Genomic DNA, 9,512 nt, shown 5'->3' with positions numbered 1-9,512 from the left:
ATCGCGGCCACCGGGACCAGGATGATCACGGTGGAGATGGCGAGGGTGGCCAGGACCGTGCGGGCCACGTTGCGGCGGGGGTTCTCCAGTTCCTCGGAGAGGTAGACGGCCGTCGAGAAGCCCTGGGTGACGAAGAGGGCGATCGCCAGGCCGGAGACCACCAGCATGCCCGTGACCGTGTCCGTGGCGCCGTTCGCGCCTGCCACCTGCATGGACAGCAGGCTGCTCGGGCCGCGGTGCGCGTGGGTGAAGCCCAGGAGCGCCACCACCGCCGCCGCGATCACCTCCAGGACCAGGAAGACGCCGGTGATCCACGCGTTGGCGCGCAGGTCGAGGAGGCCGGCGAGGGTGGCCAGGAGCATGACCGCGGCGCCCGCCAGGGAGGGGTTCAGGTGGATCACCGGGGCCAGGTAGTCCGCCGTGCCCATCGCGATCACCGGCGGGACGATCATGACGACCAGGAGGGAGAGCACGAAGACGAGCCAGCCGGCGAGTCGTCCCGCCAGCGTCGAGACCATCGCGTACTCGCCGCCCGCGCTGGGGATGAGGGTGCCCAGCTCCGAGTAGCAGAACGCCACGGCGACACAGAGGAGGGAGCCGATGGCGATCGTCAGGGCGGTGGCGGTGCCGAGCGAGCCGAAGAGGTCGGGGACGACCACGAAGAGCGTGGAGGCCGGGGTCACGCAGGACAGGGTCAGCAGGGTGCCGCCGACCACGCCGATGGAACGGTTGAGCTTGGCGTGGCCGTGCTCCAGCGCCTCTGGGACGGCGGTGTCGGCAGGGCGGAGGGTGTCGGTCATGGTGCTGCATGGAACCCCGACGAAAACCAGCGCGTCAATAGGTGTCCAGCTGCGGAATCCGTAGATCGAGACGGGCTGAAATGATGAATATGACAGTTCGGGTCAGTCGGCTCCGCGTTCCCGGGGGTACGGGAACCGCAGCGCGCGGGCGCAAAAAAACGGGGCCGTCCGCATGGCGGACGGCCCCGTCGTGGGCGCTCAGTGGTTGCGCGGGAAGCCCAGGTCCACGCCCGCGGGGGCGTCTGCCGGGTCGGGCCAGCGGGTGGTGACGACCTTGCCGCGGGTGTAGAAGTGCGTGCCGTCGTTGCCGTAGATGTGGTGGTCGCCGAAGAGGGAGTCCTTCCAGCCGCCGAAGCTGTGGTAGCCGACGGGGACCGGGATCGGGACGTTCACGCCGACCATGCCGGCCTCGACCTCCAGCTGGAAGCGGCGGGCGGCGCCGCCGTCCCGGGTGAAGATCGCGGTGCCGTTGCCGAACGGCGAGGCGTTGATGAGGGCGATGCCCTCCTCGTAGGTGTCGACGCGCAGCACGGTCAGGACCGGGCCGAAGATCTCGTCCTGGTACGCCTTGGCGGTGGTGGGGACCTTGTCGAGGAGCGAGATGCCGATCCAGTGACCGTCCTCGAAACCCTCGACGGTGTGGCCGGTGCCGTCCAGGACGACCTCGCAGCCCTCGGCGGCGGCACCCTCGACGTAGGAGGCCACCTTGTCGCGGTGCACCTTCGTGATGAGCGGGCCCATCTCGGAGGCCGGGTCGTTGCCGGGGCCGATCTTGATCTTCTCGGCGCGCTCGCGGATCTTGTCGACCAGCTGGTCGCCGATGGCGCCGACCGCGACGACCGCGGAGATGGCCATGCAGCGCTCGCCGGCCGAGCCGTAGGCGGCGGAGACGGCGGCGTCGGCGGCCGCGTCCAGGTCGGCGTCCGGCAGGACCAGCATGTGGTTCTTGGCGCCGCCCAGCGCCTGGACGCGCTTGCCGTTGGCGGAGGCGGTGGTGTGGATGTAGCGGGCGATCGGGGTCGAGCCGACGAAGGAGACGGCCTTGACGTCCGGGTGCTCCAGGAGGCGGTCGACGGCCACCTTGTCGCCCTGCACGATGTTGAAGACGCCGTCGGGCAGACCGGCCTCGGCGAGCAGTTCGGCGATCTTGAGGGAGGCCGACGGGTCCTTCTCGGACGGCTTGAGGACGAAGGTGTTGCCGGTCGCGATGGCGATCGGGAACATCCACATCGGGACCATGGCCGGGAAGTTGAACGGCGTGATGCCCGCGACGACACCGAGCGGCTGGCGGATGGACGCGACGTCCACGCGGCTGGCGACCTCGGTGGACAGCTCGCCCTTCAGCTGCACGGTGATCCCGCACGCCAGGTCCACGATCTCCAGGCCGCGCGCGACCTCGCCGAGCGCGTCGGAGTGCACCTTGCCGTGCTCGGCGGTGATCAGCTCGGCGATCGCGTCCCGGTTCGCCTCCAGGAGCGCCCGGAAGCGGAACAGGATCGTGGTGCGCTTGGCGAGCGAGGAGGTGCCCCAGGTCGCGAACGCGTCCTTGGCGGCGGCCACGGCGGCGTCGACCTCGTCGACGGAGGCGAACGCGACCTTGGTGGTGACCGCGCCGGTCGCCGGGTCGGTGACCGGCCCGTAGTTGCCCGACGCGCCTTCGACGGTCTTGCCGCCGATCCAGTGGTTGACGATCTTCGTCATGACCGAGTACTCCTTTTCAGAGATGGCGGCGTCGGGTTGAGACGTGCCGTTCGTACAGCTCTCGGGCCTTCACCGCGGACGGTCGGGTCGCGGTCTCGGCCACAGGTACATCCCACCAGGCCTGCGCGGGCGGCGGGCCCGACACTGTGTCTGCCGTTTCCGTCTCCACGTAGACACATGTGGGTATGTCCGCGTCGCGTGCCTCGGCGAGGGCGGCGCGCAGATCTCGTACGGTCTTCGCGCGCAGCACGCGCATACCGAGGCTGGCCGCGTTGGCGGCCAGGTCCACGGGCAGCGGGGCGCCCGTGTAGGTGCCGTCCTCGGACTGGTAGCGGTAGGCGGTGCCGAACCGCTCGCCGCCGACCGTCTCGGACAGGCCGCCGATGGAGGCGTAGCCGTGGTTCTGGATCAGGAGCAGCTTGATCGCGATGCCCTCCTGTACGGCCGTGACGATCTCCGTCGGCATCATCAGGTACGTGCCGTCGCCGACCAGCGCCCAGACGTTGCGGTCGGGAGCGGCCATCTTCACACCGATCGCGGCCGGGATCTCGTAGCCCATGCAGGAGTAGCCGTACTCCAGGTGGTACTGGTCCCTCGACCGGGCGCGCCACAGCTTGTGCAGGTCGCCGGGGAGGGAGCCGGCCGCGTTGACGATCACGTCGGACTCGTCGACCAGGGCGTCCAGGGCGCCGAGGACCTGCGGCTGGGTCGGCCGGATGTCGGGTTCCTCGGCCTCGTAGCAGGCGTCGACGCGCTGCTCCCAGCGCTCCTTGTCGAGGGTGTACTCGTCGATGTACGTCCCCGTGACCCGGTGGGCGTGCAGCTGGAGTGCCTCGGTGAGCTCCGTCAGGGCGCTGCGGGCGTCCGCGACCAGGGGCGCACCGGCGAGCTTGTGGCCGTCGTAGGACTTGATGTTGAGGTTGAGGAAGCGGACGCCGTCGGCGGCGAACAGCGTGCCGGAGGCCGTCGTGAAGTCGGTGTACCGGGTGCCGACGCCTATCACCAGGTCGGCCTGGCGGGCCAGTTCGTTGGCGGTGGCGGTGCCGGTGTGACCGACGCCGCCGACGTCCTGGGGGTGGTCGTGGCGCAGGGAGCCCTTGCCGGCCTGGGTGGAGGCGACCGGGATGCCGGTGGCGTTCGCGAACTCGGCGAGGGCCTCCTCGGCGCGGCTGTGGTGGACTCCGCCGCCGGCGACGAGGAGCGGCCGGTGCGCGGACCTGATCGCGCGTACCGCCTCGGCGAGTTCGGCCGGGTCGGCGCCCGGACGCCGTACGGTCCAGGTGCGCTCGGCGAAGAACTCGTCGGGCCAGTCGTGGGCCTCGGCCTGGACGTCCTGCGGCAGCGCGAGGGTCACCGCGCCGGTCTCGACGGGGTCGGTGAGGACGCGCATCGCCTGGAGGGCGGCCGGGATCAGGGCCTCCGGACGCGTGACGCGGTCGAAGTACTTCGACACGGGCCGCAGACAGTCGTTGACGCTGAGGTCGCCCGCGTACGGCACTTCGAGCTGCTGGAGGACCGGGTCGGCGACGCGGGTGGCGAAGGTGTCGCCGGGCAGAAGCAGGACCGGGAGGTGGTTGATGGTCGCGAGGGCGGCGCCCGTCACCAGGTTGGTGGCGCCGGGGCCGATGGAGGTCGTCACCGCGTGGGTGGACAGGCGGTTCGACTGACGCGCGTAGCCCACGGCCGCGTGCACCATGGACTGCTCGTTGCGGCCCTGGTGGTAGGGCATGTCGTCGGCGTACTCGACGAGCGCCTGGCCGAGTCCGGCGACATTGCCGTGGCCGAAGATGCCCCAGGTCGCGGAGATCAGCCGCTGCCGTACGCCGTCGCGTTCGGTGTACTGGGCGGCGAGGAAGCGGACCAGCGCTTGCGCGACGGTCAGGCGGATCGTCATCGGTATCCCTCGGTGTGGTCAGGGTGGAAGCAGATCCGCCACTCCCGCGTCTCACCCGGCCCCGCCATGACGTTGAGGTAGTACATGTCGTGGCCGGGCTGGGCGATGGACGGGCCGTGCCATCCGTCGGGGACGAGGACGGCGTCGCCGGAGCGGACCTCGGCGAGGACGTCGGATCCGCCCTCACGGGAGGGAGATACGCGCTGGTAGCCGAAACCGTTCGGGCCGTCGATCTCGAAGTAGTAGATCTCCTCCAACTCGGCTTCCACACCCGGCCGGTGCTCGTCGTGCTTGTGCGGCGGGTACGAGGACCAGTTGCCGCCGGGGGTGACCACCTCGACGGCGATGAGCTTGTCGCAGTCGAAGGCGTCGGCGGAGGCGAAGTTGCGGACGTGCCGCAACTGGGTGCCGCTGCCGCGTGCTTCGACGGGGACCTCCGGCGCGGGGCCGTAGCGGGCGGGGAGTCGTCGCTCGCACTTCGCTCCTGCCAGGGCGAAGCGGCCTCCCGCGCCGGAGGCGATCGATGCCTGGGCGTCCCGGGGCACGTACGCGAAGTCCGAGACTCCGGCGAACACGCTTTCCCGGCCCAGGAGTTGGAACTCTTCGTTACCGACGTGGACGGTACAGCCACCCTCCAGCGGGAGCACGATCCACTCGCTGTCACCGGAGGTGAAGGTGTGGGTGCCGCCGGGTGCCAGCTCGACGATCCGCAGACTGCTGTGGGTCCAGCCGGCCCGCTTGGGGTCGATGTCCACCGTGTACTGGGCGTTGGTCGAGGCACCCTTGGCGACGTACAGCTCGTTGTGTGTCATGCGGCGGCCCTCACAGCAGTCCTACGGCGGTGTCCACGGCGGCGGCCACGTCGCCGTCCGCCGGGTACAGCAGCGAACGGCCGACCACCAGGCCGCGCACGGTGGGGAGTTGAAGGGCGCCGCGCCACTTCTCGTACGCGCCGTCCTGGTCGTCGCCGACCTCGCCGCCGAGCAGTACGGCGGGCAGGGTGGAGGCGGCCATGACCTCGCCCATGTCGTCGGGGTTGTCGCAGACCGGGACCTTGAGCCAGGTGTAGGCCGAACTGCCGCCCAGGCCCGAGGCGATGGCGATCGACCTGGTGACGGCCTCGGCGGACAGGTCGTTCCTGACCTTGCCCTCGGTGGTGCGGCCGCTGATGAACGGCTCGACGAAGACGGGGAGCCGGCGTGCCGCCATGTCGTCGATCGCGCGGGCCGTGGACTCCAGGGTGGTCAGGGAGCCCGCGTCGTCGTAGTCGATGCGCAGGAGGAGCTTGCCGGCGTCGAAGCCGAGGCGCTCGATGTCCTCGGGGCGGTGGCCGGTGAAGCGGTCGTCGAGCTCGAAGCTCGCGCCCTGGAGGCCGCCGCGGTTCATGGAGCCCATGACGACCTTGCCGTCCAGGGCGCCGAGCAGCAGCAGGTCGTCCAGGATGTCGGCGGTGGCGAGGACGCCGTCGACGCCGGGGCGGGACAGCGCCAGGCACAGGCGCTCCAACAGGTCTGCGCGGTTGGCCATGGCCATGCGGTTGGCGCCGACGCCGAGCGCGCCCCGGGCGGGGTGGTCGGCGGCGACGATCATCAGACGGCCGTTGCCGTTGAGCAGCGGCCTGCGGGTGCGCCGGGCGGCGGCTTCGGCGATCGCCTCGGGGTGTTCGGCACGCAGGCGGACGAGTTCCGCGAGGTCGACGTTCACTTGACCGCTCCCGCCGCGACCGCGTCCTCGATCTCGGTGACCGTCGGCATCGCCGAGCTGCATTCGAGGCGGGAGGCGACGATGGCGCCGGCCGCGTTGGCGTACCGCATGATCTTCTCCAGGTCCCAGCCGCTGAGCAGGCCGTGGCACAGGGAGCCGCCGAAGGCGTCACCGGCGCCGAGGCCGTTCAGGACGTTCACGGGCAGGGGCGGGACCTCGGCGGACTCGCCCTTGCTGTTGACGGCGAGGACACCCTTGGGGCCCTGCTTGACGACCGCCAGTTCGACACCGGCGTCCAGGAGGGCGCGGGCGGCGGCGTGCGGCTCGCGCACCCCGGTCGCGACCTCGACCTCGTCGAGGTTGCCGACGGCGACGGTGGTGTGGCGCAGGGCCTCTTCGTAGAAGGGGCGGGCCGTGGCCGGGTCGTTCCAGAACATCGGGCGCCAGTCCAGGTCGAAGACCGTGGTGCCGGCCTTCGCGCGGTGGGCGAGGGCCGCCAGCGTCGCCGTACGGCTGGGCTCCTCGCTCAGGCCGGTGCCGGTGAGCCAGAAGACGCTCGTCTCGCGGATCGCGTCGAGGTCCAGCTCGTGGGCGTCGATCTCCAGGTCGGGGGCCTTGGGCTGCCGGTAGAAGTACAGCGGGAAGTCGTCGGGCGGGAAGACCTCGCAGAAGGTGACGGGGGTCGGCAGGCCCGGGACCGGGGTGACCCAGCGGTCGTCCACGCCGAAGTCCCGCAGGGCCTCGTGGAGATAGGTGCCGAAGGGGTCGTCGCCGGTGCGGGTGATCACCGCGGTCCGCCGTCCCAGGCGCGACGCGGCGACCGCGACATTCGTCGCCGAGCCCCCGAGGAACTTGCCGAAGGACGTCACCTGCGGCAGCGGGACACCGGTCTGGAGTGGATACAGGTCCACACCGATCCGCCCCATGGTGATCAGGTCGTACGCCATCGGCTTCCCTTCGTACCTGCGTCGGCTCTCCCGGCGTTTGTAGCCCCGGACGCCGCGCCCTGTCAATGTTTTGTCCAGACATTCGGACGAGACCTTGACAGCGCTTGCTGTGCGAACCGAAGCTGACCGGCATGACAGCGCCCGCACCTCAGCCCTCACTGTCCCGCATCCGGATCGGCTCGGCTCCGGACTCCTGGGGCGTGTGGTTCCCCGACGACCCCCAGCAGGTCCCCTGGCAGCGATTCCTCGACGAGGTCGCGGACTCCGGTTACGAGTGGATCGAGCTGGGACCGTACGGGTACCTCCCGACCGATCCCGCAGTCCTCACCGAGGAGGTCTCCCGGCGCGGCCTGAAGGTGTCCGCGGGCACCGTCTTCACCGGCCTGCACCACGGCGAGGCCGTGTGGGAGAAGACCTGGGCTCATGTCGCGGACAACGCGGTGCTCGCGCAGGCGATGGGTGCGAGGCATCTCGTCGTCATCCCGTCGTTCTGGCGGGACGACAAGACAGGTGAGGTGCTGGAGCCCTCGTCGCTGACGGCCGAGCAGTGGGGGAACCTGAGCTCGCTGACCGAGCGGCTCGGGCAGCGGGTGCGTGAGGAGTACGGCCTGCAGATCGTCGTCCACCCGCATGCCGACACCCACATCGACAGCGAGGAGAACGTGGTCCGCTTCCTGGACTCCACGGACTCCGACCTGGTGTCGCTGTGCCTGGACACCGGGCACTACGCGTACTGCGGCGGGGACAGCGTCAAGCTGATCGAGACGTACGGGTCGCGGATCGGGTATCTGCACCTCAAGCAGGTGGACCCGGAGATCCTGGCGGACGTACGGACCAAGGGGACGCCGTTCGGGCCCGCGGTGGCGCAGGGCGTGATGTGCGAGCCGCCTTCCGGGGTGCCGGCGCTCGGTCCCGTGCTGGAGGCGGCGCAGAAGCTGGACGTGGACCTGTTCGCGATCGTCGAGCAGGACATGTATCCGTGCGAGCCGGACAAGCCCCTGCCGATCGCTCAGCGGACCAGGGCGTTCCTGAGGTCGTGCGGGGCTTAGCGGTCCGGTCCGGCGAGCAGGTCGGAAAGGGGCCCCGAGAGGGCCCCTTTCTGCCGCTTTGTCAACGCACCGCGCCCTCGCGCCCGCGTACGCCATTGCGTCACCTCTGTCACAAAGACCTCCTCCGTGTCACACATGTCGCAGGTACCCGGGCCTTCCGTCACACCTGGCGCACAGGCCCTGACCGACGGTCACCGGATGTCGTTCACGAGGCGCAACTTGTGATCGCCAGCGCAGCGCCCGGTACCCCCGACGGCCGTTCCCGGCCGCCGCCGCGGTGCGCGCGAGGAGGTGCACCACATGACCGACCGAAGGCTCTGGTCGTACAAGGAGATCGCGGCGCACATCCGTGTGCAGCCGGACACCGTGCGGTCGTACCGCAAGCACGGGCTGCTGCCGCCGCCCGACCATGTCGAGGGCGGCAGGCCCTTCTGGTACGCGGACACCGTGCGCGCGTGGGTCGCGTCCCGGCCGGGCAACCGGGGGCGCAGAGAGGACTGAGACCGACCGGCCCGGCGGAAATCGCCGGGCCAGGGGGACAGGGCGTCTGACACAGTCGGCCCATGAGTGACTTCTCCGTCAAACCCGTGCTGACCGGCGACAGGACCGTACTGCGGCCGTTCACGGAGGCGGACGCCGAGGTCATGGCGGAGATCATCGACGACCCCGAGGTCATCCGTTTCACCGGCCCGCCCGCCGCCGAACTCACCCTGGAACGGCTGCGGTCCTGGTACGGCTCCCGGTCCGAACAGCCCGACCGTCTCGATCTCGCCGTCACCGACCGCGCCACCGGGGAACTGGTCGGCGAGGTCGTCCTGTACGACTGGGACGCCCGTGCCCGCAGCTGCACGTTCCGCACACTCATCGGCCCCCGTGGGCGCGGACGCGGGCTCGGCACCGAGGCCACCCGGCTCATCGTCGGCCACGGATTCGAGCAACTCGGTCTGCACCGCGTCGAGTTGGAGGTCTACCGCCACAACCACCGCGCCCTGCGGGTCTACGAGAAGGCCGGGTTCACGGTGGAGGGCGTGCGGCGGGAAGCCGATCTGCGGGACGGCGAGTGGGTGGACTGGGTGGTCATGGGCCTCCTCGACCACGAGTGGTCCGCCCTCACCTCCACGGCTCGATGACCGTCACCCCCGCCGCGGGCGCCGAGCCCATCGCCGCCAGGGCGTCCGGGGCCGCGTCGAGGGTGATCGTGGAGGTGACCAGGAGGTCCGGTCGCAGGACGCCCGCCCCGACCAGTTCCAGCATCGGCGGGTAGGTGTGGGCGGCCATGCCGTGGCTGCCGAGGAGTTCGAGCTCCAGGGCGATCGCGCGGGCCATGGGGACCGGGGTCGTCCCGTCCGGTGAGGGCAGCAGGCCGACCTGGACGTGCCGGCCGCGACGGCGCAGGGAGTTGACGGAGGCCGCGCAG

9 protein-coding genes and 1 pseudogene are annotated in these 9,512 nt (G+C 70.6%); 3 read left to right on the top strand and 7 right to left on the bottom strand.

Annotation, left to right across the window (positions count from 1 at the left end):
- The 6 genes from ACFVYN_RS01910 to iolC form a co-directional block, all read right to left on the bottom strand.
- The coding region (locus ACFVYN_RS01910) for an APC family permease (protein WP_389991052.1) at positions 1-800 on the bottom strand (800 nt) is incomplete at its 3' end.
- Positions 801-998: 198 nt separating this feature from the next.
- Positions 999-2,501: a CoA-acylating methylmalonate-semialdehyde dehydrogenase gene (gene mmsA / locus ACFVYN_RS01905; protein WP_389991049.1), complete on the bottom strand. Its 1,503-nt coding sequence runs from the start codon at positions 2,499-2,501 to the stop codon at positions 999-1,001.
- 16 nt (positions 2,502-2,517) lie between these two features.
- Complete coding sequence (gene iolD / locus ACFVYN_RS01900) at positions 2,518-4,395, bottom strand: 3D-(3,5/4)-trihydroxycyclohexane-1,2-dione acylhydrolase (decyclizing) (RefSeq protein ID WP_389991046.1); 1,878 nt, start codon at positions 4,393-4,395, stop codon at positions 2,518-2,520.
- Positions 4,392-5,207, bottom strand: coding sequence for a 5-deoxy-glucuronate isomerase (iolB, locus tag ACFVYN_RS01895; protein WP_389991043.1), 816 nt, complete (start codon positions 5,205-5,207; stop codon positions 4,392-4,394). The genes iolD and iolB overlap by 4 nt, the downstream gene beginning before the upstream one ends.
- A gap of 10 nt (positions 5,208-5,217) precedes the next feature.
- Positions 5,218-6,099, bottom strand: coding sequence for a deoxyribose-phosphate aldolase (locus ACFVYN_RS01890; protein WP_389991040.1), 882 nt, complete (start codon positions 6,097-6,099; stop codon positions 5,218-5,220).
- A complete protein-coding gene (gene iolC, locus ACFVYN_RS01885; RefSeq protein ID WP_389991037.1) occupies positions 6,096-7,046 on the bottom strand; it encodes a 5-dehydro-2-deoxygluconokinase in 951 nt (316 codons plus the stop codon). The genes ACFVYN_RS01890 and iolC overlap by 4 nt, the downstream gene beginning before the upstream one ends.
- Before the next feature lie 131 nt (positions 7,047-7,177).
- Here iolC and ACFVYN_RS01880 point away from each other — a divergent pair, with 131 nt between their 5' ends.
- The 3 genes from ACFVYN_RS01880 to ACFVYN_RS01870 all read left to right on the top strand — a co-directional run bounded on the left by ACFVYN_RS01880 (position 7,178) and on the right by ACFVYN_RS01870 (position 9,225).
- Positions 7,178-8,095, top strand: coding sequence for a sugar phosphate isomerase/epimerase family protein (locus ACFVYN_RS01880; RefSeq protein ID WP_389991035.1), 918 nt, complete (start codon positions 7,178-7,180; stop codon positions 8,093-8,095).
- Between the two features lie 300 nt (positions 8,096-8,395).
- A complete protein-coding gene (locus tag ACFVYN_RS01875) occupies positions 8,396-8,596 on the top strand; it encodes a helix-turn-helix transcriptional regulator (protein ID WP_389991032.1) in 201 nt (66 codons plus the stop codon).
- A 62-nt stretch (positions 8,597-8,658) separates the two neighbouring features.
- Entirely contained in the window at positions 8,659-9,225 is a 567-nt protein-coding gene (locus tag ACFVYN_RS01870; protein WP_389991029.1) for a GNAT family N-acetyltransferase, read from the top strand.
- Here the strand turns inward: ACFVYN_RS01870 and ACFVYN_RS01865 are convergent.
- Positions 9,206-9,512: pseudogene (locus tag ACFVYN_RS01865) on the bottom strand (alcohol dehydrogenase); the annotation flags it as partial. The gene ACFVYN_RS01870 and the pseudogene ACFVYN_RS01865 sit on opposite strands and share 20 nt — an antisense overlap.

The organism is Streptomyces sp. NPDC058307, from assembly GCF_042880295.1.
In the GTDB taxonomy this organism is placed as follows: Bacteria; Actinomycetota; Actinomycetes; order Streptomycetales; family Streptomycetaceae; genus Streptomyces.
This window is presented reverse-complemented; position numbering and strand designations above follow the sequence as displayed.